Annotated in this window: 25 protein-coding genes; 19 read left to right on the top strand and 6 right to left on the bottom strand. The window is 47.6% G+C overall.

What is annotated here, in order from left to right; translation table 11 throughout:
- Positions 1-37: 37 nt before the first annotated feature.
- Complete coding sequence (locus MKX80_RS16205) at positions 38-259, bottom strand: DeoR family transcriptional regulator (RefSeq protein WP_003184500.1); 222 nt, start codon at positions 257-259, stop codon at positions 38-40.
- A 267-nt stretch (positions 260-526) separates the two neighbouring features.
- Here MKX80_RS16205 and MKX80_RS16200 point away from each other — a divergent pair, with 267 nt between their 5' ends.
- Together MKX80_RS16200 and MKX80_RS16195 are read left to right on the top strand one after the other, a co-directional pair.
- Positions 527-1,237 (top strand): ABC transporter ATP-binding protein, encoded by a 711-nt coding sequence (locus MKX80_RS16200; protein WP_182070205.1) that lies wholly within the window; start codon positions 527-529, stop codon positions 1,235-1,237.
- Positions 1,234-2,394 carry an ABC transporter permease gene (locus tag MKX80_RS16195; protein ID WP_268342724.1) on the top strand — a complete coding sequence of 387 codons (1,161 nt, stop codon included), beginning with the start codon at positions 1,234-1,236 and terminating at the stop codon, positions 2,392-2,394. The genes MKX80_RS16200 and MKX80_RS16195 overlap by 4 nt, the downstream gene beginning before the upstream one ends.
- A 20-nt stretch (positions 2,395-2,414) precedes the next feature.
- Here MKX80_RS16195 and MKX80_RS16190 read toward each other — a convergent pair whose 3' ends face one another.
- A complete protein-coding gene (locus MKX80_RS16190) occupies positions 2,415-3,722 on the bottom strand; it encodes an NCS2 family permease (protein ID WP_043926246.1) in 1,308 nt (435 codons plus the stop codon).
- A 107-nt stretch (positions 3,723-3,829) separates the two neighbouring features.
- On the opposite strand from MKX80_RS16190, the gene pepV reads away from it, so the two are divergent.
- The 4 genes from pepV to MKX80_RS16170 all read left to right on the top strand — a co-directional run bounded on the left by pepV (position 3,830) and on the right by MKX80_RS16170 (position 7,017).
- Complete coding sequence (gene pepV, locus MKX80_RS16185; RefSeq protein WP_154998861.1) at positions 3,830-5,221, top strand: dipeptidase PepV; 1,392 nt, start codon at positions 3,830-3,832, stop codon at positions 5,219-5,221.
- Positions 5,222-5,237: 16 nt separating this feature from the next.
- Complete coding sequence (locus MKX80_RS16180; protein ID WP_182070208.1) at positions 5,238-5,711, top strand: DUF2691 family protein; 474 nt, start codon at positions 5,238-5,240, stop codon at positions 5,709-5,711.
- A 114-nt stretch (positions 5,712-5,825) separates the two neighbouring features.
- Positions 5,826-6,584, top strand: a complete 759-nt coding sequence (locus MKX80_RS16175) for an MFS transporter (RefSeq protein ID WP_268342719.1) — start codon at positions 5,826-5,828, stop codon at positions 6,582-6,584.
- Positions 6,565-7,017 (top strand): MFS transporter, encoded by a 453-nt coding sequence (locus MKX80_RS16170; RefSeq protein WP_268342717.1) that lies wholly within the window; start codon positions 6,565-6,567, stop codon positions 7,015-7,017. The genes MKX80_RS16175 and MKX80_RS16170 overlap by 20 nt, the downstream gene beginning before the upstream one ends.
- A 38-nt stretch (positions 7,018-7,055) precedes the next feature.
- Here the strand turns inward: MKX80_RS16170 and cysK are convergent, their stop codons facing one another.
- Entirely contained in the window at positions 7,056-7,988 is a 933-nt protein-coding gene (cysK, locus tag MKX80_RS16165; RefSeq protein ID WP_154998867.1) for a cysteine synthase A, read from the bottom strand.
- 139 nt (positions 7,989-8,127) lie between these two features.
- On the opposite strand from cysK, the gene thpR reads away from it, so the two are divergent.
- From thpR to MKX80_RS16140, 5 genes are all read left to right on the top strand, one after another.
- Positions 8,128-8,733 (top strand): RNA 2',3'-cyclic phosphodiesterase, encoded by a 606-nt coding sequence (thpR, locus tag MKX80_RS16160; RefSeq protein WP_154998869.1) that lies wholly within the window; start codon positions 8,128-8,130, stop codon positions 8,731-8,733.
- Entirely contained in the window at positions 8,717-9,658 is a 942-nt protein-coding gene (locus MKX80_RS16155) for a hypothetical protein (protein ID WP_268299324.1), read from the top strand. Before thpR ends, MKX80_RS16155 begins: the two co-directional genes overlap by 17 nt.
- Before the next feature lie 52 nt (positions 9,659-9,710).
- Positions 9,711-10,631, top strand: a complete 921-nt coding sequence (locus MKX80_RS16150; RefSeq protein ID WP_268299322.1) for a YegS/Rv2252/BmrU family lipid kinase — start codon at positions 9,711-9,713, stop codon at positions 10,629-10,631.
- Between the two features lie 26 nt (positions 10,632-10,657).
- On the top strand, positions 10,658-12,790 hold the full coding sequence (gene pulA, locus MKX80_RS16145; RefSeq protein ID WP_339227163.1) for a type I pullulanase: 2,133 nt from the start codon (positions 10,658-10,660) through the stop codon (positions 12,788-12,790).
- 188 nt (positions 12,791-12,978) lie between these two features.
- Complete coding sequence (locus MKX80_RS16140) at positions 12,979-13,782, top strand: phosphotransferase family protein (RefSeq protein ID WP_154998878.1); 804 nt, start codon at positions 12,979-12,981, stop codon at positions 13,780-13,782.
- Here the strand turns inward: MKX80_RS16140 and MKX80_RS16135 are convergent.
- Complete coding sequence (locus MKX80_RS16135) at positions 13,777-14,055, bottom strand: YtzH-like family protein (protein ID WP_154998880.1); 279 nt, start codon at positions 14,053-14,055, stop codon at positions 13,777-13,779. The genes MKX80_RS16140 and MKX80_RS16135 overlap by 6 nt on opposite strands.
- A 179-nt stretch (positions 14,056-14,234) precedes the next feature.
- On the opposite strand from MKX80_RS16135, the gene trmB reads away from it, so the two are divergent.
- The 3 genes from trmB (at position 14,235) to MKX80_RS16120 (ending at position 17,588) form a co-directional block, all read left to right on the top strand.
- Positions 14,235-14,876: a tRNA (guanosine(46)-N7)-methyltransferase TrmB gene (gene trmB, locus MKX80_RS16130; RefSeq protein WP_154998882.1), complete on the top strand. Its 642-nt coding sequence runs from the start codon at positions 14,235-14,237 to the stop codon at positions 14,874-14,876.
- A gap of 96 nt (positions 14,877-14,972) precedes the next feature.
- Positions 14,973-15,818, top strand: coding sequence for an MBL fold metallo-hydrolase (locus MKX80_RS16125; protein WP_268324539.1), 846 nt, complete (start codon positions 14,973-14,975; stop codon positions 15,816-15,818).
- Positions 15,819-15,890: 72 nt separating this feature from the next.
- On the top strand, positions 15,891-17,588 hold the full coding sequence (locus MKX80_RS16120; protein WP_268324538.1) for an NAD-dependent malic enzyme: 1,698 nt from the start codon (positions 15,891-15,893) through the stop codon (positions 17,586-17,588).
- Between the two features lie 34 nt (positions 17,589-17,622).
- Here the strand turns inward: MKX80_RS16120 and MKX80_RS16115 are convergent, their stop codons facing one another.
- The gene (locus MKX80_RS16115; protein ID WP_154998888.1) at positions 17,623-17,937 is read right to left on the bottom strand and encodes a PepSY domain-containing protein; all 315 of its coding nucleotides are present in this window, start codon (positions 17,935-17,937) and stop codon (positions 17,623-17,625) included.
- 136 nt (positions 17,938-18,073) lie between these two features.
- Between MKX80_RS16115 and MKX80_RS16110 the strand changes: the two genes are divergently transcribed.
- Positions 18,074-19,147 (top strand): M42 family metallopeptidase, encoded by a 1,074-nt coding sequence (locus MKX80_RS16110; RefSeq protein ID WP_268342713.1) that lies wholly within the window; start codon positions 18,074-18,076, stop codon positions 19,145-19,147.
- Positions 19,148-19,187: 40 nt separating this feature from the next.
- Here the strand turns inward: MKX80_RS16110 and MKX80_RS16105 are convergent, their stop codons facing one another.
- The gene (locus tag MKX80_RS16105; protein ID WP_268342712.1) at positions 19,188-19,634 is read right to left on the bottom strand and encodes a YtoQ family protein; all 447 of its coding nucleotides are present in this window, start codon (positions 19,632-19,634) and stop codon (positions 19,188-19,190) included.
- Positions 19,635-19,924: 290 nt separating this feature from the next.
- On the opposite strand from MKX80_RS16105, the gene MKX80_RS16100 reads away from it, so the two are divergent.
- The 4 genes from MKX80_RS16100 (at position 19,925) to MKX80_RS16085 (ending at position 24,904) form a co-directional block, all read left to right on the top strand.
- The gene (locus tag MKX80_RS16100; RefSeq protein WP_003184462.1) at positions 19,925-20,245 is read left to right on the top strand and encodes a thioredoxin family protein; all 321 of its coding nucleotides are present in this window, start codon (positions 19,925-19,927) and stop codon (positions 20,243-20,245) included.
- A 19-nt stretch (positions 20,246-20,264) separates the two neighbouring features.
- The gene (locus MKX80_RS16095; RefSeq protein ID WP_154998892.1) at positions 20,265-21,074 is read left to right on the top strand and encodes a DUF1444 domain-containing protein; all 810 of its coding nucleotides are present in this window, start codon (positions 20,265-20,267) and stop codon (positions 21,072-21,074) included.
- A gap of 18 nt (positions 21,075-21,092) precedes the next feature.
- Positions 21,093-21,698: a YtpR family tRNA-binding protein gene (gene ytpR, locus MKX80_RS16090; protein ID WP_154998894.1), complete on the top strand. Its 606-nt coding sequence runs from the start codon at positions 21,093-21,095 to the stop codon at positions 21,696-21,698.
- Positions 21,699-21,883: 185 nt separating this feature from the next.
- The gene (locus MKX80_RS16085) at positions 21,884-24,904 is read left to right on the top strand and encodes a DNA translocase FtsK (RefSeq protein ID WP_339227158.1); all 3,021 of its coding nucleotides are present in this window, start codon (positions 21,884-21,886) and stop codon (positions 24,902-24,904) included.
- Positions 24,905-24,937 lie beyond the last annotated feature (33 nt).

Genomic DNA, 24,937 nt, shown 5'->3' with positions numbered 1-24,937 from the left:
GATAATCAGCGCTAAAGTTCAATTTTTCAGAATATTACTATGAGGAGATTTTCACTTTTTTTCTTGTAGTCTCCCATTTGCCTCTGCTAGGGCTGTGTACTAGATCGTTGTATGCCAACACATTCAGATCACGCTGGATTGTTCTCGGTGTAGTGCCAAATTCATCAACCAGTTCCTGGGTTGTAACGAGTCCTTTTTCTTGAATGAACATGTAGACTGATTTGATCCTGGTTAGCATTCGGTTTGTTGAAGGTTTCAAACAACCACTCCCTATCGTATGATCGAATGGACTTGACTACCACAACTTACGACTCCAAAATGCAGCATGGACGGTTAGCGATCATTTCTTGAAAATGATCAATAAATATTATACACGATTTCTTTGCCAAATATCCAGAAAAAAGCCGGATCCAAATTAATGAAAAAATGAAAATCGTAAGCAGAACATGCAGTGCGATCGCGTTTTTTTGATAAAAAAATTTAAACTTTTTCTTTCTTCATACGTAATAAAAGAGAGGTGGTGTAGATGATGAAGTTAAAGGTGCATATCGAAAAATCCGGTTATGAAGAAGAGGAATCGGCGATCGAAAATATATCATTTGCTGTAGGGGAAGGCGAGCTCGTCGGCTTAATCGGCCCGAATGGAGCGGGGAAAAGCACGACAATTAAAACGATACTCGGTTTAACAAGGCATATGGCCGGACAGATTGAATGGCCTAAAACGTCAAACTATGCATACATACCTGAACAGCCCAGTTTTTACGACGAATTGACTTTATGGGAGCATATCACGGCTTTAGGGACGTTTTTACAGGAGGACGATTCCTCGTTTTTGCCGAGGGCAAATCGGCTCATCAAACGATTCTCGCTGGAGCATGCGCTTCACGATTATCCGGGGAGCTTTTCGAAAGGGATGCAGCAAAAGCTGATGCTGATCCATGCTTTTCTCATGCAGCCTGACCTATATATTATCGATGAACCGTTTATCGGGCTCGATCCGATCGCAAGCCGCCTCTTTTTGGATATGCTGAAAGAAGAGAAGAAGCGGGGAGCGGGCATTTTGCTTTGTACGCATGTGCTGGATACCGCCGAGAAGATCTGTGACCGTTTTTTGCTGATTTCAAATGGCCGTCTGATGCTGGAAGGTACACTCGAAGAGCTGCAGGAGAAAACCGGCCTTTCGAATGGCTCGCTGCTTGACTGCTTTTACTATGCTGTAAAGGGTGCGCCAGCATGAGCGGCCGGTCGCTGTTTATCAGCAGGCTGAAGGCGGACTGTCTTTATCAGCTGCGGATCTTAAAACTGGTCATCGATTGGACGGTTGCGCTGTATATTGTGCTGCCTGGGGCTGGAATCGGTGTTTATCAATATATCAAATGGCTGAATGGAGGTTCGTTTCATAACGGGTGGCAGGCCGGATTGATTGTACTGGCTCCGGCCGTTTTTACGCTGTTTGGGTCTGTGAGGACTTTTTTAATGGAAGCCGATCAGCTTTATTTGTTGCAAAAAAAGACGCTCGTGTTGAACATGAAAAGGTGCGGCTATTTATATTGTCTGTTTGTCCAGATTTGTAAATGGCTGTTTGCGGCGGCCGTGTTTACTCCTCTGTTCGTCAGACAGTTTGGGGCCGAACTGACTGCTTGTCTCGCCGTATTCTTTTATTATTTCTGCCTCAATTTCTTGATCACCGTCTTAAAGCGGCGGAACCTCGGGCGGCAGTACAAGCTGAAACACAGGGTGCTGAACGCCGGGCTGATCTTTTTCGTGTGGCTGTCGGCTTGTGCAGTTGTTTTATTCTTTTCCTGGCCGATTGTGCTCCTGAGCGGTCTGGTGCTGACTGCGGCCGTGGTAAAGACCGCCAGAGGCACCATCGGAAACATGTTTCTATTTTATGAAGAGGTTGAGTTTGATAACAGAAGAAAGCTGAGACTCGCAAAATTTTTCCTGTCGCTGAACCTTGACGGAAGCGTGCCGAAGCCGGGGAAACGAAAGGCGAAAAGGCCGCGGCTGTTCTTTAAAAAATCTCAGAACATCTTTAAAGTGCGTACAATGCAAAATGGTCTTAAGGAAATCTTTTTTAAAGTGATGCTGCGCCATCCGGACTATAAAAGACAGCTTATGCAAATGATCGGCATTTTTACGGCGCTGATGATGGTTGGACCGATCTGGATGAAAGCGGGTGCTCTCCTGGTTTTTGCATTCGCTTATCGAAGTCTGTTATCCGTCCATTTTGATAAGGTGATGGAACGCGTTTTTTTGCTGGGGGCAGACAAAGAAAGCGACGCTTTTTATGAAGCCAGGCGGAGTTCCATCGACTGGCTTTACTATCCGGGGTTGATCTGGTGCTGCCTCGTCATCGCACTCAACCTTATGCTGAAAACCCCGTCTTTTTAAAAAAGACGGGGTTCAGTCGTTTAATGCCCTTCCAAAAAGAAGAGGTGTATGAAAAAGAGAACGGCAAACACGAAGACAAGCGGATGAATCTCGCGCCATTTGCCTTTCGCGGCTTTCACAATCGGATAAGAGATAAACCCGAGGGAAATGCCTGTCGCAATAGACGATGTCAGTGGCATTGTCAAAATGACGAGAAAGGCAGGAAATGCTTCGTCAAGTTCTTTCCAGCGGATGTTGGTCACAGCGCCGATCATCATGCTTCCTACAATGATCAATGCCGGTGACGTAATCGCTGCGATCCCGGAGACCGCGCTGACAAGCGGGCTGAAAAACAGCGCTGCGCCGAAAAGCACAGCGACGGTTAAAGACGTAAGCCCTGTTCTTCCGCCTGCGGCCACCCCGGCGGATGATTCGATATAGGCGGTCGTCGGGCTTGTCCCGAACATTGCACCGATCGTCGTCGCTGTCGAATCGGCAAGGAGGGCTTTTCTTGCATTCGGCAGTTTGTTGTTTTTCATGAGTCCGGCTTGCTCGGCGACACCGATCATCGTTCCTGTCGTATCAAAAATCGTCACGAGCAGAAACGAGAACACAACCGAATAAAGGCCGTAGTGGATGACATCGCCAAAAGCGGCGAAAGGGTTTGTGACAATCAGCTTTTCGGGCAGATGAGGCATTGACAGAATCCCTTTGGTAAACTCAAGCTGGCCGGTGAAAAAGGCGATCAGTCCGGTTAAGATCATACCGAAAAATAGAGCGCCGTTCACATTCATGACCATCAAAACAACAGAGAAAGCCAAGCCGATTAGTGCCAGTATCACTCCGGGCGAGTGCAGATTGCCGAGCCCGACCAAATTGGCTTCATTGGCGGTAATGATTCCGGCTCCTCTCAGACCGACAAAAGCGATAAACAATCCGATTCCGGCGGTAATCCCGTATTTTAGATTGGCCGGAATCGCTTCGATCAGTTGTTTTCTAAGAGGTGTTAGCGATAAGATAATAAAGAGGATACCGGCCGCGAAGACAGCGCTGAACGCCGTCTGGTAAGAAATTTCGCCGTTGGACGAGCCGACGACTGACACTGCAAAATACGCGTTCAGTCCCATCCCGGGTGCAATCGCGATCGGAAAGTTGGCGGCAAGCGCCATCCAAAGCGTTCCGACGACTGCGGCGATGATTGTGGCAGTGAACACTTGATCAAACGGGACGCCTGTGCCGGAGAGGATACTCGGGTTGACCACGACGATATAAACCATTGTAAAGAAGGTTGTAATACCGGCGAGGATTTCTTTTTTGACTGTGGTTTGGTTTTCTTTTATGTTAAACATCATTTCCTCCAATAACGAACATTATAGCAAAACAATATCTATATTATTCGTTATCGGGTGTTTTTGCAAGGGTTTTTGGCTAAACTGAAAAAAGAAGGGGCGAAATTATGAACTGGGAACAGGAAGTTTTAAAAAGACGGAATGAGATCGTAGAGGATATTCAAGGTTTTTTAAAAATCAACAGCGTCCTTGATGAAGAGACGGCGGGTCCGGGCCGGCCGTTTGGAAAAGGAATTCAAGAATGCCTGACAGCGCTTCTAAATAAAGGGGAAGAAAGCGGGTTTACGGTCAAAAATCTTGACGGTTATGCAGGCCATATCGAATGGGGGAAAGGCGAGGAGATCATCGGCGTGCTTTGCCACATTGATGTCGTTCCGCCCGGAGATGGATGGACGAGCGATCCGTTTGCTGCAGAAATCAGAGATGGCCGCATCTATGCAAGGGGAGCGCTTGATGATAAAGGGCCGACAATGGCCGCGTTTCATGCATTAAAAATTGTCAAAGACTCGGGCCTCCCATTATCAAAGCGAATCAGAATGATTATCGGCACCGATGAAGAAAGCGACTGGCGCTGTGTCGAGCATTACTTTAAACACGAAGAGATGCCTTCAGCCGGTTTTGCGCCTGATGCTGATTTTCCGATTATCTATGCGGAAAAAGGCCTGATTGACGCAGCTTTAAAAATTGAAACTGATCAAGCGGAAACAGGTGCGGACTTAGTATTGGAGATTTTCCGGTCCGGCAGGCGTCTGAACATGGTGCCTGATGATGCCGAAGCCGTTCTGGCCGGAGCTGCCCCGTCAGGATTTGAAGAGTCATTTGCCCGGTTTGTAAAAGAAAAGCGCGCAGAAGGGCGTATTCTTCAAGAAGGCGGCAGACTGACATTAACCGTGTACGGCAAATCAGCTCATGCCATGGAGCCTAATAACGGTGTCAATGCCGGTCTCATTTTGGCCGAGTTTTTACATACACAATCCCTTGACAGAGCCGGTCTCCATTTTGTTCAAACGGTTAGCGGGGCTTTTGCCGGAGATACGAGAGGGAAAAAGATCGGCATCGACTGCCGTGATGACATCAGCGGAGAGCTGACGTTGAATGTCGGCCGGCTGCAGTATGAACAGGAAAAAGGCGGGGAGGCCCATATTAATATTCGTTATCCTGTGACTGAAGAGAGCGGCCGGGTGAAATCCGGGCTGTCACAAATACAGGGCGCCCGCCTTATCAGCTTTAAAGACAGCAAGCCCCATCATGTAGCAAAAGACCATGAGCTGATCAAAACGCTGCAGCGGGTCTATGAGGAGCAGACAGGGGAAACGGCACAATTAATTTCCATCGGCGGGGCGACATATGCACGATCACTGGAAGCCGGCGTGGCATTTGGACCGCTGTTTCCAGGACGTCCTGACGTTGCCCATCAGAAAGACGAGTATATGGAAATCGATGATCTGCTGAAGGCTGTATCGATTTATGCACAGGCTATTTATGAATTGGCGAAGTAGCAAAGAGAGTGATGACATGAGTCATAAGCGAGGCGTATTATTTGAAATCCCGAACGGGTACGGGCGCTTTCTTCTCGATATGCTGAAGCCGGTTGATCTGGCCTGTTTCAATTGGCTGCTTGCAGATGGCGAATGCTATCTCGTGCAAAACGGTGAATTGTCAGATGAAAATCTTTTTCCCCAAGAACCGCAGGTGCTGACAGGAAAAGCATTAAAAAAAAGGCTCGAAGACAAAAGATACTATCTTATCTTCGCTGATCTGAAGGCTTTTCCTCAGGATGGTCATCCTGAGGATGTCAGCACATATGAATCATATATGAAAAGCAGCTGCGAGCTGATTGTGCTTACAGCCGATTCGAGTTTTGTCACGATATACTGCAAAGATCAAAAAAAGCTGGAGCTTCTGTATCAAAACGCAAAGAACTGCGGTTTTAAGCGTATTGAATATATAACGGATCACAACGATGCCAGGACAGGGATGCATGTTTAGCACAACAAAGACGGCCGCTCTATAGAGCGGCTTTTTTGCTGAAAAACATTGCTGTTTTCAGGGATAACAAATATAGTAAAGGTGCGTACAGGCGTCCGAGAGGAGAGGGGCTTTTTGAAGCAGGTAAAGGAATTGCTGCATGTGAGGAAACGGTTTTATTCATTTTATTTTTTGTTCTTTTTCGGTTACGGGGCGTTTTATCCGCTTCTTTCCGTGTATTTAAAAGATGCCGTTCATTTGTCAGGCGGACAAATCGGCCTGATCTTGTCGATCAGCCCCGTTGTCATGATTTTCATCCAGCCTGTCTGGGGAATCATGAGCGATTTAACGAGAAAGCCTACCGTGCTTTTGACGATGGCTTTACTGTTGACGGCTTTATTTGCCTTTTTGTTCTCACTATTCAAATCATATGAATGGCTGCTTCTTGCGATGATTTTTCTTGCTGCATTTCAAAGCGCCATCGTCCCGCTGTCCGACAGCATAGCGGTCAGTTTTTCGGAAAAAACAAAAATCCCCTACGGATCGATTCGGCTGTGGGGAGCCCTTGGCTTTGCCGCCGCCGTTTTTGTAATGGGAAGGCTTGCTGAAATTTTTCATCTTTCCGTTATTTTTTATACGTTTACTTTGTTCCTGATCGCCTCAGCTATATTTGCTCACAGGCTTCCGAAAGAAAATAAAGCGATGAAGGTCGATTTGAAGAGCGGGATCAGAGAGTTATTCAAAATCAGAAAGTATTTGATCTTTTTGCTTGCCGCCTTTCTGATGATGGGACCTACACTTGCTCATAACATTTATTTTGGCATTTATATCAATGAAATCGGAGGCACACTTGCGGGAGAGGGGGATCGCGTTTTTGGTCGCTGCCGGCAGTGAAGCGCCTTTTATGAAAGCCGCGAACCGCTTGATTCAGCGGTTTGGAATTGAAAGGGTGCTGCTGTTTGCGGTTCTCATTTCCTCGCTTCGCTGGCTTTTTTACTACATCATGCCGTCGCTGCCGTTCGTTTATGCGACATGTATTGTACAAGGCTTTTCCATTGGATTGTTTATCCCGGCCGCGCTGCAATACGTAAGAAAGCTGGCTCCCGGCCATTTAGGCGCTACAGCGATCAGTCTGTACACAGCCGTCGGAAACGGTTTTGGCAACTGGTTTTGTACATTTGCCGGCGGGCTGATTTATGAACGCTATTCAGCCCTGTCCGTCTATTTGTTCTTCGGTGTTTTATCTTCTCTTTCTTTCCTGTTGTTCGTGATGATCAACACCTTTTCAAAAAAGACGGCAGCCGTGCAATCATCGGTTTCTTCATAAAAAAGCCTGATTTCAGAACAGAAATCAGGCTTTCTTTCTTAATCAAATTGAAATAAATCGCTTGATAAATAGCGTTCCCCTGTATCGGCTGTCATGCAGACGACCACTTTGTCGGGAGGGAGCTTCTTGGCCGTTTCAACAGCAGCAAAGCAAGCGGCTCCAGAAGAAGGGCCGACAAGGATTCCTTCTTCCCGCGCCAAACTGCGTGTCATCTCGTAGGCTTCTTCGTCCTTGATCTTTAAGATTTCGTCATAGACGTTTTCATTTAAAATGTTTGGAATAAATCCCGGACTTGTCCCGACAAGCTTGTGCTTTCCGGGTTTGCCGCCGGATAAAACTGGCGACCCTGCAGGTTCTGCCACATGAACGGTTATCCCCGGAAACAACGCTTTCAGCTTTTCGCCTGTTCCGGTAATCGTTCCCCCTGTCCCTGCTGTTGCAACGAATGCGGCAAGCGGTTTGCCGATTTCTTCTATTGCCCGGGCAATTTCCAGAGCGGTTGATCTCCGGTGAGCCTCCGGATTGGCTTCATTATCAAACTGCATCGGAATAAAGCTGCCTGGGATTTGCCGAGCGAGCTCCTGCGCTTTTTTGATGCTGCCCGGCATTCTTTCATCTCCCGGCGTCAGGACGACTTCAGCCCCGTATGCTTTCAGAAGATTGATCCGCTCTTTTGTCATCGTATCAGGCATGACAAGGATGGCTTTGTAGCCCCTTGCCGCCGCGTTCATCGCAAGGCCGATGCCGGTGTTCCCGCTCGTCGGTTCGATGATGGTTGAACCCGGTTTCAGCAGGCCTTTTTCTTCGGCATCCAGGATCATTTGGTAGGCCGCGCGGTCTTTCACGCTTCCGCTCGGATTAAAAGATTCAAGCTTGATATATACTTGGGCCGCGTTTTCGGGCTGAACGCGGTTCAACTTGACAAGGGGCGTTTCCCCGATTAATTCTGCAATATTTTGAACGGCTCTCACGACTGTGCACCCTTTCTAGAAAACATGGTTCTGTCAATATCCTATCATAAGGCCTTGGAAAGTGGAAAATAGAGAGGTTATAAGTCCTTATATTTTTTGTTAAAATATAGAGAAGACGAATGAGGAGGAAGCCATACATATGTCAGTCAAACCGCATTACTTTATTGGAATTCCAATTCCGGCGGAGCTTAGTGAGCCGCTTTATCACACGGTCAGCAGCCGTCCGGAACTTTCTTTTCATAGATGGGTGCATCCTTTGGACTACCACATCACCCTCGTGTTCCTCGGCTCTGCTGAAGAGGAGCAGCTGGCTATGCTCGCTGACAGCCTCAAGCTGATCTCCGATGAGACGGCTCCGTTTCAGATTGCCTTGAAACGTTTCGGAACGTTCGGCAAGCCGTCAGAGCCGAGAATTCTTCATGTAGAACCGGAATACTCAGCCGCTCTCTTTCAGGTGAGGGAACGGGTGAAGCATGCTGCAGATGAGGCGGGCTTTGATATTGAAAAACGGCCTTTTCATCCACATGTGACGGTCGCCAGAAAGTGGAATGGATCAGCCTCTTTGAACGGCCGCCTGAAGCCGCTTGAAGCCGAGGTGTCATTTACAGCCCGGCATTTCACCATCTTTCAAACCCATTTAGACAGGCTTCCCAAATACGAGCATCAAGCCGTTTTCCATTTCGGCGAACGGCCGGCTGCAGAAAAGCAAGATTCGGAGATGAACGCAGATGGCACAGATTATTAAAATACAGGACTGTATTTCAAGATATGAACAGGATCCTTATCATTATATCAACCAGTTTATCCGCTTGAAAAAGCAGCGCTGGCAGTCAATTAAAGAGATGGCTGAAAAAAAGAAAGAAAGCATTCACCACGATAAAGGAGCCGCCGGTGATGAAACGGTCGGAAAAAGAAAGAATACATTTACATTAAAGAGAAAAAAAGAAGCATCCGATATTAATAAAGGAAAAGAAGCCGATGAATGGTTTAACGGACTGGACGGAGAAACGGATGAAAGTTTGATCGCAAGAATTCCTGCGGCAGGGGAAGAACTCGCGTCGTTTTTTAAAGAATACGTGTACGAGTTTCAGCTGAAATGGGCAAGCTCGACAATCTCTGACATATCCAGACTTTCCCGGGAAATAAAAAGCGATAAAATCCTGCACATTTTAGCACAGCAGCTGCCGGATTCATATTTCATCATGTATCGGCCGGTGCTGCAGGTGAATCAGGCTGCGGTAGAGCTCAGCGTCTTGATTCTCACGCCTCTTGAGATCTACTGTATGTCATTTCTTGAAGGTGAGAGGGACAGCGCATTTATCGGTTCTAAAGATCGTTTTTGGAAAGAAAAAACGGTAAGGGGCAGGGAACGGTCACTGTTAAACCCGGCTGTCGAGCTTCTCAGGACAGGCACAGTTCTTTCCGGTTTGTTAAAGGGATCGGGGATCGAACTGCCTGTGCGCAAAGTCATCGTCAGCCGGACATCGTACATCGATTATCCGGAACCCCCGTACGGAATCGGCATTTGTGACAAGAGACACTGGAAAGAGTGGCTGGAGAAACAGCAAAAGAACTTCGCCCCGATTAAAAGCCAGCAGCTGAAAACGGCGAAAATTTTGTTGTCGCACGGCGTCTCCGACTCGATGCGGAGACAGGAATGGCTGAGCTGACCGCCAGAACGTTATCCCGGCTTTTTCATACTATAAAATGGAGAATGGAATCATGAGCGATTGGTATATCATCATAAATCCAAAGGCGGGAAACTCGAAGGCCTTAAGAGTATGGAAATCATTGCAGAAAGACCTCCAAAAAGCAGATGTATCGTACCGCTCATTTATGACTCAGCATCCCGGGCATGCTGAAGTGTTGGCAAGGCAAATATCAACAATGCAGGATGACAGACTGAAGCGCCTGCTGGTGATCGGCGGGGACGGAACCGTCCATGAAGTGCTCAATGGCTTGGTCAGCTTGCGGGACATTCAGCTGAGCGTCATCCCGTCAGGCTTAAGCAATGATTTTAAACGCGGCTTTACCGTGAAAAAATCGAATGTCATCAAAGAAATGAAGCGAAAAGGGCAATCGCTGACCCGGACCTATGCCCTCGGTAGCTTTCATACGAAAGACAGTGAAAACGAACTTTATTTTGCTAATCATCTCAGCCTCGGGTTTGATGCCTGCACCGCCAAAAAGGTGTCAGCTTTGCCGAAATGGACGGCTGCTCTCAGGCTGAATCATTTGATTCATCCGCTGATTTTCTTTGTGACGGCGTTTACGTTTAAACCATTTGTTCTTTCGTATGAAAACGGGGATGACAAGCGTACGTTTAAAAAAATCTGGTTTGCGTCGGTTTCAAATCACCCTTACTATGGCGGAGGAATGAAGATCGCACCGAACGCAAATCCCCGGGATGAGCTTTTAGACGTGATCATTATCGAAGACCTGCCCATCTTGAAAAAAGCCGGCCTCTTGTTTGCGATGATATTCGGCAAACATGTCGGCAAAAACGGTGTTACGGCGTTTAAGACGAAAGACATCTATTTTCATACGAATGAGCGGGTGCTCTTTCAGGCGGATGGAGAGGTGATCGGCTGGGCGCCCGTTTTCATTAAAACAGGGACCGAATCCCTTCGATTAAGAGCTTAAATCTTTCGGATGAAGGAGAGACTGAGATGCCGGGTATCAGCCGCCCTTTTGAAGCTTATCTCGATGGAATGAGAACGATCACTGTTTTAGTTCAGAAGAGCCGTGCGTCAAGCTGCAGCCCCCCTTTTTTTCTTGAAGATGATCAAGGAGAGAAGATAGGGCTTTCAGTAAAAGCGACGGAGGAGCTTGAGGAGCAATTTAAGTATGTTCTCGAAAGCAGCCGCACCGTTCCGTTCGGAAGAGTTCACAAAGTATGCTGTGAAGAAAGCGCCTGGACAGACCTGCAAATCGGCTCTGTTACGAGAAGCGCGGCGTTTGACAAGGCTTTTTTTTATGACGGCCGTCTCGGGGCTTTTTATTCAAAAGAGCGTACTTTATTTAAGGTATGGGTGCCGACCGCGAGTACGGCAGCGATCAAGCTGGAGAGCCCTGATTCATTTCAAACAAATACTTTTCAAATGATGCGCGGAAAAAAGGGTGTTTTTGAGGTAACGGTCGAAGGCGATCTGAACGGCTGGTCCTATTTATATGAGCTTTATGTAAATGGGACGCCGTTATTGACAGTCGATCCTTATGCAAAAGCTGTTACGGCAAACGGGGAAAAAGGCGTTGTATTAGATCCTGATGAAGTCAAGGTGGAAAAACACCGTGCGCCAAGCCTTCACAGTCCGTGCGATGCAGTTATATATGAGGTTCACATCCGCGATTTCTCGATTCATGAGGACAGCGGTATGCGCCATAAAGGCAAATATCTTGCTTTTACAGAGGACGGAACTGAAACGTCCGGCGGCTTCTCAACGGGAATTGCCTATTTGAAAGAGCTCGGCGTCACCCACATCGAGGTTCTGCCCTTTCACGATTTTGCCGGAGTTGATGAGCTTGCTCCTGATCAATCTTATAATTGGGGCTATAACCCTATTCACTTTAATGCCCCGGAAGGAAGCTATTCACTCGATCCGCAGAACCCCAAATGCAGAATCACCGAGCTGAAATCGATGATTCAGTCGCTGCACAAACACGGTTTCTCCGTGATCATGGATGCCGTATATAATCATGTGTACAAGAGGGAAACGTCCCCTTTTGAAAAAACGGTTCCCGGTTATTTTTTCAGACATAATGAATACGGTTTTCCATCCGATGGAACAGGCGTCGGAAATGATATTGCTTCTGAGCGGTTGATGGTGCGAAAATATATCCTCGATTCTGTCCGCTATTGGTTGGAAGAATATGATGTCGACGGAATTCGTTTTGATTTAATGGGCATTCTTGATATTGAAACCGTCCGCCAAATCAGTAAGCTTGCCGAGAATGTGAAGCCGGGCGTGCTTCTGTTCGGAGAAGGCTGGGATTTAAATACCCCGCTTGAAAGCGGGCAAAAAGCAACATTGCAAAATGCCGGAAAAGTTCCAGCGGTCGGCTTTTTTAATGATCGGTTCAGAAACGCAGTCAAAGGGAGTACATTTGAGCTTAGTGACCGCGGGTATGCTTTAGGGGACACATGGAAAAAAGCGGCGCTTCAGCACGGTATTGCCGGTTCACCCGGATTTTTGCCGCCAGCACAGTCAATTAATTATGTGGAGTGCCATGACAATCATACGTTTTGGGATAAAATGGCCTTCTGTTCGGAAGAAGATGTGTACACAAAACGGCTCAGGCAAAGGCTCGCGTTGTCGATCGTCCTGCTTTCGCAAGGCGTTCCATTTCTTCACGCCGGGCAGGAATTTTGCCGAACAAAGAATGGGGACAGCAACAGCTACAGCTCGGGAGATGGCATCAACAGGCTCGATTGGGAAAAGCGGGCGGAGCTTTGCGAGGATGTCGAATATGTGCGCCAGCTGATCCGGCTGCGGAGAAGCCATCCCGCTTTTCGTCTGCAAAAAGAGGAAGAAGTCAAGGAACATCTTTCTTTTATGAGCGGTACTGGAGAGGTGACGGCTTACAAGCTGAAGAACATCGCGGCATTTGATCCCTGGAACGAAATCATAGTGGTGCATTGTCCGTTTGCAAAAAAGGAGACGCTTGAACTGCCCGATCAGAAACGGTACTTGCTGCACTGCGATCCTTTTACGTTCTTCAATGGGAAGGTTCAAGTGGAAAAAAGGCTTCGGCTGAACGGCATCGGGACCTATGTTTTATACGAACCAAAAGGGATTTTTTAGTTTTGCTTGACGAAGTTTGGCGTCTAGCGCTAAAATTTAAAAGACGGCTATTGTTTAGCACAAATGACTCTCAATAGCCGTCTTTTTATTTGAATATAAAGAGACGACAATACAAGCGGTTTGCTGCCCGTTCCAGGGAGCAGATGCTTTTTAAAATCTTTTAATGAAATGATGGGTTGAAAATCGATATGAACTGGTTGGGACAATTACTAGGTAGCGAATGGGAGATTTCCCCCGCAGGAGGAGCTACAGGAGACGCATATTATGCAGAATATAATGGACAGCAGCTTTTTTTAAAGCGCAACAGCTCTCCTTTTTTGGCTGTCCTGTCCGCGGAAGGAATTGTTCCTAAGCTCGTTTGGACAAAACGAATGGAAAACGGGGATGTGATTACGGCACAGCACTGGCTCAAGGGAAGAGAGCTGAAGCCGAAGGATATGAACAGCCAGGCGGTGGCTGAGATGCTTCGGAAAATTCACAGCTCCAAAGAGCTTTTAGACATGCTGAAGAGACTCGGCAAACAGCCTTTTCAGCCAAGCTCTGTAATCACTCAATTGAAGCAGTTTATCCAGGCCCGGCAATATCCGATACCGCAGCTGGACCAAGCCCTTTTATATCTGGAGCGCCATCTGGAAGATGTACAGTCCGGAGAAAAGGTCGTCTGTCACTGCGATGTCAATCATAACAATTGGCTTCTCACAGATCAGAACCAGCTTTATTTAATCGATTGGGATGGAGCGATGATTGCAGACCCCGCGATCGATCTGGGGCCGCTTCTTTATCATTACGTTGAAGAGCGGGAATGGGGAAGCTGGCTCGAACGCTACGGCTCTTCGTTAACGGACAATCTCAGGCTGAGAATGGCCTGGTACGTATTGGCGGAAAAGACAATGACAACACTCTGGCAAAAAGCGAAAGGCAATCAGGAAGGCTTTCACCAGGGGCTGGAACAGCTGCACGCATTGATGGAGCGTCTTGCCGGATCTTCATGAAAATGAGTCGATATCTTCCACCCATTGTGTAAGATGATCCTGGTGCTCCTGAATGTGGTTGTTGATCGAAGCGGACGCTCTTCCCCGCTGGCTGTACAAATAAATGTCTTCGAGAACGCCTTTCAGGCCGGCGTCAAGATTCGTATTTGCCATTAAAGACTTGATAATCCGCTCCAGCTGTTCGCATTCAGCGACGGTTCCGGTGCAGTCTGCTTGATGGTCTGAGAGAATGTCTTTTAATAGATGAATCTGATTTTGCTGATTTAAGCCCATAATATTGGCACTTCCCTTCATACTCGGAGTATATGGATTAAAATGTTCAGAAAGCTGTAATTTATACGCGAAAGACCCGGAGGCCGATCTTCGGTCTTTTTTGCTTTGGAAGAGCCTTGCGGGATTCCCGCATTTCATGGTATGTTGTAAGACGATATAACAGATAGAGGTGTAAGTACATGCGAATGCGTCACAAGCCTTGGGCGGATGACTACCTGGCTGAAAACTCTCATATTGTGATCAGCGAGCCGTCTCAATACAAAGGGAAATGGCATTCCGTTTTTGGAAATGACAACCCGATCCACATTGAAGTAGGAACCGGAAAAGGGCAATTTATTTCAGGAATGGCCCTGCAAAACCCGGGTGTAAACTATATCGGAATCGAATTATTTAAAAGCGTCATCGTAACCGCTGTTGATAAAGTAAAGCAGACAGAGGCGCCGAATGTAAAGCTCTTGAACATCAATGCCAATATGCTTTCAGACGTTTTTGCAGACGGGGAGGTCGACCGGGTCTATTTGAATTTTTCCGACCCGTGGCCGAAAAAGCGCCATGAAAAGCGCCGTCTGACCAATCAAGCGTTTTTGAAAAAGTATGAGCAGGTGCTCGGAGGCAAGGGAGAGATTCATTTTAAAACCGATAACCGCGGGTTATTTGAGTACTCCCTCACCAGTTTTTCCGAATACGGACTCGTTTTGACGTTTGTCAGCCTTGACCTGCATCAAAGCGAATTTGAAGGAAATGTGATGACCGAATACGAAGAAAAGTTCGCTGCTAAAGGTCAGCCGATCTACAGAGTCGAAGCTGAATGGCGAACATAAAAAGACAGACTGCTTCCTGCGGTCTGTTTTTTTTGCTTTCAAATGAAGCTGATTCGGGTTGCTTTTTTTGCTACGATAGGAGGAGGAGGGATGATCATGGAAACTTTAACAATCGGACGAATCAAGCTGACATGGCTGAACGGAGGCGTCACGCATATGGACGGGGGCGCAATGTTCGGTGTTGTTCCCAAGCCGCTTTGGTCAAAAAAGTATGACGCCAATGAGAAAAATCAAATCGAACTTAGAACAGACCCTATACTTGTTCAGAAAGACGGCACGAATCTGCTGATCGATTCCGGTATCGGGCGCGGCAAACTGACGGATAAACAAAAACGAAATTACGGGGTCACCGAAGAATCGTCAATTGATGACTCGTTAAAAGCATTCGGGCTCTCAACGGAAGATATCAACGCCGTTCTGATGACACATCTCCATTTTGACCATGCATGCGGATTAACGCGCTTTGAGGGAGAAAGCCTTGTTTCCGTGTTTCCGAATGCAGCGATTTACACGTCTGCGATCGAGTGGGAAGAGATGAGAAATCCGAATATCCGCTCCCAAAATACATATTGGAAAGAAAACTGGGAAGCGGTTCAGCATCAAGTGAGGACCTTCGACGAGAAGCTTGAAGTTTTGCCCGGAATCACGATGCATCATACAGGCGGCCACAGCGACGGCCATTCGGTGATCGTTCTCGAAGATGCCGGTGAAACGGCCCTTCATATGGCTGACATTATGCCTACACACGCCCATCAGAATCCTCTCTGGGTGCTGGCGTACGACGATTATCCGATGACATCGATTGCCGCGAAGCAAGCATGGCAGGCGAAGGCCGCCGAAAAAAACGCCTGGTACATTTTTTACCATGACGCCCTTTACAGAGCTTTAAAATGGGATGAAAACGGCGATATTGCAGAATCAGTAAAAAGAGAAAGGCGCTAGCTATTTTGGTGAATGGTTTGCTTTGTTGTTATCCATCCTAAGGGTAACTAACTTTTGAAAGGAAGACGACGGGTGATCCACAATAAACTGAATGAACAAGTGATCGAGACGCAATTAAGAGGATTTGAAGTCCTTGCGACTCCCCTGCTGAATAAAGGGGTTGCCTTTCCTTCGGAGGAAAGGGAAGCTCTCGGTTTGACAGGATTGCTTCCTCCCAAGGTGCTGACGCTTGAAGAACAGGCAAAACGGGCGTATAAACAGTTCCAATCACAGCCTGATGACTTGAGCAAAAACGTCTATTTAACGGCGCTTCACGATCGCAATGAAGTGCTGTTCTACAGGCTGCTGAACGATCATATGACAGAAATGCTGCCGATAGTTTATACCCCGACTGTCGGAACGGCAATACAGCAATACAGCCATGAATACAGAAAACCGCGGGGGCTGTTTTTGTCGGTTAATGACCCTGAAGGTATGAAAACGGCATTTGAAAATCTGGCCGCTAAAAGAAGCCGGATCGATTTGATAGTGGCAACTGATGCTGAAGGAATTCTCGGAATCGGGGATTGGGGAGTCGGCGGCATCGCCATTTCGATCGGAAAGCTTGCCGTTTATACTGCGGCTGCGGGAATCGATCCTAACAGGGTACTCCCCGTAGTCATTGATGCGGGGACAAATCAAGAAAGGCTTCTCAATGATCCGCTTTATGTCGGGAATCAGCATTCCAGGATCAGGGGCGAGCGTTATGAATCGTTTATTGAGCAATACGTTCAAATCGCAACCGAGACGTTTCCAGGCGTTTTGCTGCACTGGGAAGATTTCGGAACGCAGAACGCACGTCAGATTTTGAAAAAATACAAAGACAAAATTTGCACCTTTAACGATGACATTCAAGGCACGGGAGCAGTAACCCTCGCAGCGGTGCTTGCGGCCGTCAAAATATCCAAAATGCCGCTGAAGGATCATAAAGTGGTCATATTCGGAGCGGGGACGGCCGGGATCGGCAACGCTGAGCAAATTCGCGCCGCCCTCGTTCAAGAGGGGGCATCGGAAGAGGAATCATACCGCCGTTTTTGGTGTGTTGACCGGAACGGTTTGCTGACCGACGATATGAACGACTTGCAGGACATTCAAAAGCCGTATGCAAGGCCTGCTGACGAGGTAAAAGGCTTCAGCCGGAACGGCCCGGGGGACACAATCGATCTGCTCGAAGTGGTTAAAAAAGTGCAGCCTACCATTTTGATTGGAACCTCGACTGTATCGGGCGCATTTACAGAGGAAATCGTAAAAGAAATGGCAAAGCATGTGAAACGGCCGGCTATATTTCCGATGTCCAATCCGACGCCGTTATCTGAGGCAAAGCCTGAAGATTTGATCAAATGGACGGAAGGGCGGGCGCTCGTCGCCACAGGAAGTCCGTTTGCGCCTGTGGAATACAACGGCACCCGTTATGCGATCGGCCAGGCGAATAATGCCTTTGTATTCCCAGGCCTTGGGCTCGGAACGCTCGTATCAAAAGCAAGGCTGATTACGGACAACATGTTTTACGCCAGCGCGGCTGCGATCGCTGGCATGGTTGATACCGGCCGGCCCGGCGCCGCGCTTCTTCCGGAAGTTGAGGATTTGCGCACGGTTTCTGCAACCGTGGCAACGGCTGTCATCAAAGCAGCCATAGAAGACGGAGTTGCAGAAAATGAGCCGGACGATGTGATTCAGGCGGTGCAGGATGCGATGTGGCATCCGGTCTACCGGCCGATTCGCGCCATATAAAAAGATGCGGCCATCAGGCCGCATCTTTTTGATGCTATGCTGCAGTATCAATCACATCTACGATCATGCCTGTTTTTGCATCAACCATGACTTCGTACTGTTCAAGCTCTCCGAAAGCGGAACGGGTAATGCCTGTTTTGTACACCATGACGGTTTCGCCGTTTACGGTATAGGCTTCCGGAACGGAATATATCCATGAACCGTCGATCGGACCTCTCTGTTTAAAAGCGGACTTGACGATGCGCAGCGCTTTTTCAGAAGAAATGTAAGGCTGCATAACGTATTGTTTGACAACAACGGCCGCGGCAATGCCGATGCCGGCCCCAAGAAGAAAATGGCGCAGTTTCATCTTTTCAGCACCTCCAAAGCTTGTTTTTTTCATTATACAGAACATGTCCGTCCGTGTTAAGGATGGGCTCTCTTCTGGAAACACATCGCACACTTATGTAAAATGTAGAGAGATACATAAGAAAAGAGGGAAACAGATGAATCAGGAAACGAGAACGCTTTTTCAAACGCTGACGGAGCTCCCCGGCGCTCCGGGAAACGAACATCTTGTCCGTCGTTTCATGAAAAAAGAGCTTGAAAAATATGCTGATGAGATCATCCAGGACAGACTTGGAAGCGTGTTCGGCGTTAAACATGGACCGGAAGGCAGTCCAAAAATCATGGTGGCCGGCCATATGGATGAAGTGGGATTTATGGTTACATCAATCACAGACAACGGCCTGCTTCGATTTCAAACGCTGGGCGGCTGGTGGAGCCAGGTTTTATTGGCCCAGCGGGTGGAAATCCATACGGACAACGGGCCGATCCCCGGCGTCATCGCGAGCACGCCTCCTCATCTTTTGACAGATGAGCAGAGGAGACGTCCGATGGATATCAAAAACATGATGATTGATATCGGTGCGGATGACAGGGAAGATGCTGAACGTATCGGTGTCAAACCAGGCCAGCAAATCGTGCCGATCTGTCCGTTTACTCCGATGGCAAATGAAAAGAAGATTCTTGCGAAAGCATGGGATAACCGCTACGGCTGCGGACTCAGCATTGTATTGCTGAAAGAACTGCAGGGAACAGAACTTCCGAACACTCTTTACTCAGGCGCGACCGTCCAGGAAGAGCTCGGGACAAGGGGCGCGCAAACTGCGGCCAATATGATACAGCCTGACTTGTTTTTCGCGCTTGACGCAAGTCCGGCAAATGATGCGAGCGGCGACAAAAATCAATTTGGCCAGCTTGGCAAAGGGGTGCTGTTGAGGATTTTCGACCGGACCATGGTGACGCACAGCGAAATGAGAAATTTTGTGCTGGATACGGCAGAGACAAATGACATCCCGTATCAATATTTTGTTTCCCCGGGAGGAACCGATGCCGGCCGTGTTCACATCTCAAATGAAGGCGTTCCTTCGGCCGTGATCGGTATTTGTTCAAGATACATCCATACATCTGCTTCCATTATCCACGTTGATGACTACCTTGCTGCAAAAGAATTGCTGATTAAGCTTGTCAAAGCTTGCGACAGTTCTGCCGTACAGTCGATATTGAGAAATGATTGAACAAAGAAACCCTGTGCTGCTTTACGCACAGGGTATCTTTTTACCGGCTTTCAAATACGTATGACAACGATTTAATCGCCTGATTTACGGTTTCTACAGTAATGTTCGCTTTGTTTGACAGTTCTTTTAACGGATGATGGAGTGACTCAGGTCGGATGATGATCAGGGGCTTGCCTTTGGCGATCGCGTATGAAGCATCCATTGCCGTGTTCCATTGCTTGTATTTTTCCCCGAAAAGAGCGATGACCACATCTGCCTTGTTCATTAAAATGGAAGTTCTAAAATTGTTCAAATCTGAGGCTGCATCATCTTTCGCGATCGAATCAGCCTGCTTGCCCATAATTTCTTCACCGATGTTGTCGGAGCGGTCGTGATTTTCCATCGGTCCGACAAATGTGATCGGCAGCTTGAGCGATTTTGCTTTTTCCTTCACTTCTTCGCGCCAATTGCTATGTATTTCTCCGGCAAGATAAACGATAAATTCCATACATGCTCCTCCTGACTGTCATAAGATCACGGCGCAAGGCGCCTTAACGGATATTTTTACCCTATTACTTACCATGTTAAACGAGAATGGCTTGATAAAGCAAAAAAATTATGCTTATGATATGAAAGGGGATCGGATCGTTAAGATTTTCCCTTTTTAAAACGGGTAAGATACATAAAGAATCGTCCATCTTTTAAAAAAGCCGGTGGACAGCAAAAGGCTGGCTATGGAGCCGGTTGTCTGGTATGATCCGAATGGATGATAAGAACATATATTGGAGGCGTTGAGTGATGAAAACGATCGAGACGAATGAAGAATTGCAAAAAGTTGTGAAAGACGATTTATCCTTGTTGATGTTTTCGGCTGACTGGTGCCCGGACTGCCGTTTTGTAGAACCGTTTTTGCCAGAGCTTGAAGCGAATTATCCGGAATTTACATTCTATTATGTTGACCGCGACAAATTTATTGATACGTGCGCGGAGTGGGACATTTTCGGAATTCCAAGCTTCCTCGTATTTAAAGAAGGAAACGAAATCAGCCGCTTTGTCAGCAAAGACCGGAAAACGAAAGAGGAAATCGAGCAATTTTTGACAGATTCACTGAATAAGTAGCCGAAAGGAGAGTTCCCCTATGAAAATGACGTCAAGGAAACTTTCCGATATATTAAAAAAACGTTTGCAAAATGACAACTGGTCCTTTCATTTCGACAGGGAAAAAGACAGCTTGAGAATCGAGGATAAAAACACTGGAAAAGGCATTACACTCGAGCTCCCTGGGATCATCGCCAAATGGGAGCAGAAAAAAGATGATGCGATTGACGAAGTCGTCTATTATACTGAGGAAGCGCTCAATGCCATGAAAGGCCAGTCGCAGGAAATGGAAGGACGCGAAAGTCTGATTTATCCCGTCATCCGCTCAACTTCCTTTCCCGAGAAGTCCAGCGCAGGCGTTCCCTTGGTTTTTGACGGCCACACGGCTGAAACACGAATTTACTATGCGCTCGACCTTGGCAACACATACCGGCTGATCGATGAAAAAATGCTTGAAAAAGAGGGCTGGACAAAGGAAAGGATTCGGGAAACAGCTTCCTTTAACCTTCGCTCGCTCCAGACCGTTGTCAAAGAAGACACAGTTGCCGGCAATCACTTCTACTTTTTCAGAGCAAATGACGGCTATGACGCCAGCAGGGTGTTGAACGAATCGATTCTCGCAGAGTATGAGAAAAGCGCGGGAGGGACCCTCGCCGTGTCAATCCCTCACCAGGATGTGCTGATTATTGCCGACATCCGCAACAATGCCGGATACGATATTCTCGGGCAGATGTCGATGAGCTTTTTTGCAAACGGAACAGTGCCGATCACTGCACTTTCTTTCCTGTATGAGGATGGAAAGCTTGAACCGATCTTTATTCTGGCTAAAAACCGCCCTAAAAAGAAATGATAGAAAGGAATTTTTCTCATGAACGCATTTTATAATCCAGAAGGCGTAGGCGATACGCTGCTCATCTCATTGAACGATATTCCGCGCGAAGAGATCGCTTTTGAGCGGTACGGAGACGTCGTGAAAATTTTTCACAAAGACACAAAGGAAACAGCAGGCTATAACATTTTTAATGCCTCCTCATATTTGAGCATTGAGGAAAGCGGAGCTATTGCGCTTTCCGAATCCTTTGTCCAGGATGTGAATGAAATTCTGGTCCGCAACGGTTTGAAAGACGAGCTGACCGTCGACCTTTCTCCGAAGTTTGTGGTTGGATATGTCGAGGAAAAAGAAAAGCATCCGAATGCCGATAAATTGAGTGTCTGCAAAGTGAATGTAGGGAGCGAGACGCTGCAAATCGTCTGCGGAGCTCCTAATGTTGAAGCCGGCCAAAAAGTCGTCGTAGCCAAAGTCGGAGCTGTGATGCCAAGCGGTATGATCATTAAAGATGCCGAACTTCGCGGAGTGGCGTCAAGCGGCATGATTTGTTCTGCCAAGGAGCTGAACCTCCCAGACGCGCCGAAGGAAAAAGGCATTCTTGTCCTTGATGACAGCCGTAAAGCAGGAGAAGCCTTTGCATTTTAACGGCATAAAATGAACAAAACTTTCGAATAGATGTAAAAAAGAAGCCGCTGGGTAGACAAACTTGGCGGCTTTTTTATTCGGGAGGGCGGACGCTTGAGAAGGACTTGTCCTTTTCTGGGTGGGGAAGCAGTGGTATACTTAAAACCGTCCCCGAAAAATTTAAGGGAGTTAGAGAGTGATGATTCATGAGCTGGTTTAATAAAATGTTCAGCCTGTTTTTAGGCGATGATGAAGATAATGAAAAACAAAAAAAGCACATAGAGGAATTTGAGGCGGATTCATCTTTAGAGGAAGACGAAGAGATGCCGCAAATATCCGACGCAAAAGTCGTATATGAATATCCAAAAGGGAAATTCCGCTTCCCGGTTATTCCTGATCAAAGCACGCGGCCGCGGGAAAAGGATGGCAGCCGAGAACAAAGGACCCGCCGTCCGGAAAGCCGGCATTCAGCTTCTCAGCCGAAACCCGGCAATTCATATCATAATGAAGAGAAAGCGGCGAGAAAACCTTTTAGGCCGTCCGTTATCCCATCACCGGTTTACGGCTTTCATGAACAGAAAAGGGCCAAGCCGGAAAATCATACATATCGTGCAAAAAAACAAACTGAAGCGCGTGTCACGCTGTTTAACGAAGAAATTGAAAAAGAGCAGAAGTTTGTTGGAAATAAGCAGCCGATACGAGAAGAAGCTTCCTTGCAAACTGAAAAGAACGGCCGTCCGCTGACCAAAAGCGAGAGCCGCAATCCGGCATGGCGTGCCGAATTCGAAAATGTCCCGCCGGTATCCACGGATATGGCGGAAGAAACGGATATCCGCCCAGAGCAAAAGACAGAAGGTGCCGTGCTCGCCGAAGAAAAAGCGCTGGGGTATGAAGCTGAACAAACAGAAGCCCCTGTCTCAACGCATATTCCGGAAGAAACGGATATCCGCCCAGAGCAAAAGACAGAAGGTGGCGGGCTCGCTGAAGAAAAAGCGCTGGGGTATGAAGCTGAACAAACAGAAGCCCCTGTCTCAACGCATATTCCGGAAGAAACGGATATCCGCCCAGAGCAAAAGACAGAAGGTGCGGGGCTCGCTGAAGAAAAAGCGCTGCGGTATGAATCCGAACGAACAGAAAAACCTGTCTCAACGCACATTCCAGAAGAAACGGAATTCCGTCCAGAGCAAAAGACAGAAGGTGGCGGGCTCGTCGAAGAGATAGCGCTAGGGTATGAAGCTGAAAAAGAGAAAGCCTCCACATCTTGGAGCAAAACGACGGAAGAAGAAGCAATCCCCGCTCAACAAACGCCGGAACAAATTGAAAAGCTTTTGGATAAGATTGAGGAAACCGGAGAAGAGATGGAACCGGCAGAGGATGCAGAAGCCGTCACTGAAGAACAATGGAAGGCTAACGGCATGGACGAAACGCGTCCTGCCCCTTCAGTTACGGAAGAGCCGCACACTCATGGCCGCGACTCTGAAATATCCGTCCAGAGCGATGGGCCTTCCGATATCAAAAACCGGATAGATTCCAACGCGCCGGCTGACGTTCTTGAAGAAACAAACGGAAGCAGCCAGGCTGGCTGGAAACAAGAGCAGGCAGAAACGGAAAAGCCAACGCCAAGCGCGGGTGCACCCGAAAGCAGCGAACAGAACCGGGAGAGTAAAAGGACAGACGAGGGTCGGCCTGAAGCTCCGCGGAAGCGGGAAGCAGGAGCCGCTCCGGGATCGAAGAAAGGCTCTGTTCCGTTTAATGTCATGATGCTTGCGTCAGATAAACAAAAAGAAAAAGCGCCTCAAGGGTATCAGTTCCCGAATATGTCTTTGCTTGATGTGCCGCCGGCGCAAAAGCAGGATGATCAGGCCTGGATACACGAGCAGCGCGAGCTGTTGGACGTTACGCTTGAGAACTTCAATGTCAAAGCAAATGTCGTTCATGTCACCCAGGGGCCTTCTGTGACAAGGTTTGAAGTGCATCCTGAGCCCGGAGTGAAAGTCAACAAAATTACAAATCTGTCAGATGATATTAAACTCAGCCTGTCAGCGAAAGATATTCGGATCGAGGCACCGATTCCGGGAAAAAATACGATCGGAATTGAAGTGCCGAATCTGCACAGCAAAATGGTTTATTTACGCGAAATGATCAGAAGTTCGGAATTCAGAACGAATCCGTCTCCTCTGACCGCAGCCCTCGGACTCGACATTTCCGGAAAGCCCGTCGTGGCTGATCTGAAAAAAATGCCCCACGGTTTGATTGCCGGGGCTACGGGATCAGGGAAAAGTGTATGCATCAACACGATCTTAGTCAGCCTGCTGTTTAAAGCGGCGCCGAGGGATGTAAAGCTTCTGCTTATCGATCCTAAGATGGTGGAGCTTGCTCCGTATAATAAAATTCCTCATCTCGTCAGCCCTGTTATCACAGATGCAAAGGCGGCAACTGCCGCATTAAAATGGGTTGTCGAAGAAATGGAGCGGCGCTATGAATTATTTGCCCATTCCGGTGTTCGGGAAATTGAGCGATTTAATGAAAAAGTCCGGGAACAGAACATGGGTGAAAAACTTCCTTATCTTGTTGTCGTGATTGATGAACTTGCCGACTTAATGATGGTCGCTCCGAATGAAGTGGAAGAGAGCATCTGCCGAATCGCACAAAAAGCAAGAGCGTGCGGCATCCACCTTCTGATTGCGACGCAGCGGCCTTCAGTTGATGTCATTACCGGCTTGATTAAAGCTAATATACCAACAAGAATAGCGTTTTCTGTTTCAAGCGCTGTCGATTCAAGAACGATTATCGATATGGCGGGAGCTGAAAAGCTTCTCGGAAAAGGGGATATGCTGTTCTTGGAGAACGGTTCAGGCAAACCGCTCCGCCTGCAGGGCAACTTTGTTTCCGACCGGGAGATTGATCGTGTCGTTTCACATGTCAGACGGCAGCAGGAGCCGAACTATTTATTTGAACAGGAACAATTGGTCAGACAAAATCCGGCCGGATTTGATCAGGATGAACTGTTTCTTGAAGCGTGCGAATTTGCCGTGGAACAAAACAGCGCCAGCACTTCAAGCCTGCAGCGGCGCTTCCGCATCGGCTATAACAGAGCTGCCAGATTAATCGATATGATGGAAAGAGAAGGCATGATTTCTGAGGCGAAAGGGAGCAAGCCGAGAGAAGTCCTGATTACAAAGGCTGATCTGGAACAGTTAATAGAAAGTAGTTCACTTTTCAGCTAAACATGGTATGATAGCTGATGGGCGTGTTTTTTA

The sequence above is a fragment of the Bacillus sp. FSL K6-0972 genome, from assembly GCF_037976035.1.
Classification (GTDB): domain Bacteria; phylum Bacillota; class Bacilli; order Bacillales; family Bacillaceae; genus Bacillus; species Bacillus haynesii.
Note: the sequence above shows the minus strand (reverse complement) of the source record. Positions and strands in the feature narration are given on the sequence as shown.

Excerpts from the sequence above, each read along its gene's own strand:
- MKX80_RS16200 (WP_182070205.1), top strand. The coding sequence starts at position 527 with ATGATGAAGTTAAAGGTGCATATCGAAAAATCCGGTTATGAAGAAGAG.
- MKX80_RS16195 (WP_268342724.1), top strand. The coding sequence starts at position 1,234 with ATGAGCGGCCGGTCGCTGTTTATCAGCAGGCTGAAGGCGGACTGTCTT.
- MKX80_RS16190 (WP_043926246.1), bottom strand. The coding sequence starts at position 3,722 with ATGTTTAACATAAAAGAAAACCAAACCACAGTCAAAAAAGAAATCCTC.
- pepV (WP_154998861.1), top strand. The coding sequence starts at position 3,830 with ATGAACTGGGAACAGGAAGTTTTAAAAAGACGGAATGAGATCGTAGAG.
- MKX80_RS16180 (WP_182070208.1), top strand. The coding sequence starts at position 5,238 with ATGAGTCATAAGCGAGGCGTATTATTTGAAATCCCGAACGGGTACGGG.
- thpR (WP_154998869.1), top strand. The coding sequence starts at position 8,128 with ATGTCAGTCAAACCGCATTACTTTATTGGAATTCCAATTCCGGCGGAG.
- MKX80_RS16155 (WP_268299324.1), top strand. The coding sequence starts at position 8,717 with ATGGCACAGATTATTAAAATACAGGACTGTATTTCAAGATATGAACAG.
- MKX80_RS16150 (WP_268299322.1), top strand. The coding sequence starts at position 9,711 with ATGAGCGATTGGTATATCATCATAAATCCAAAGGCGGGAAACTCGAAG.
- pulA (WP_339227163.1), top strand. The coding sequence starts at position 10,658 with ATGCCGGGTATCAGCCGCCCTTTTGAAGCTTATCTCGATGGAATGAGA.
- MKX80_RS16140 (WP_154998878.1), top strand. The coding sequence starts at position 12,979 with ATGAACTGGTTGGGACAATTACTAGGTAGCGAATGGGAGATTTCCCCC.
- MKX80_RS16135 (WP_154998880.1), bottom strand. The coding sequence starts at position 14,055 with ATGGGCTTAAATCAGCAAAATCAGATTCATCTATTAAAAGACATTCTC.
- trmB (WP_154998882.1), top strand. The coding sequence starts at position 14,235 with ATGCGAATGCGTCACAAGCCTTGGGCGGATGACTACCTGGCTGAAAAC.
- MKX80_RS16125 (WP_268324539.1), top strand. The coding sequence starts at position 14,973 with ATGGAAACTTTAACAATCGGACGAATCAAGCTGACATGGCTGAACGGA.
- MKX80_RS16115 (WP_154998888.1), bottom strand. The coding sequence starts at position 17,937 with ATGAAACTGCGCCATTTTCTTCTTGGGGCCGGCATCGGCATTGCCGCG.
- MKX80_RS16110 (WP_268342713.1), top strand. The coding sequence starts at position 18,074 with ATGAATCAGGAAACGAGAACGCTTTTTCAAACGCTGACGGAGCTCCCC.
- MKX80_RS16105 (WP_268342712.1), bottom strand. The coding sequence starts at position 19,634 with ATGGAATTTATCGTTTATCTTGCCGGAGAAATACATAGCAATTGGCGC.
- MKX80_RS16100 (WP_003184462.1), top strand. The coding sequence starts at position 19,925 with ATGAAAACGATCGAGACGAATGAAGAATTGCAAAAAGTTGTGAAAGAC.
- MKX80_RS16095 (WP_154998892.1), top strand. The coding sequence starts at position 20,265 with ATGAAAATGACGTCAAGGAAACTTTCCGATATATTAAAAAAACGTTTG.
- ytpR (WP_154998894.1), top strand. The coding sequence starts at position 21,093 with ATGAACGCATTTTATAATCCAGAAGGCGTAGGCGATACGCTGCTCATC.
- MKX80_RS16085 (WP_339227158.1), top strand. The coding sequence starts at position 21,884 with ATGAGCTGGTTTAATAAAATGTTCAGCCTGTTTTTAGGCGATGATGAA.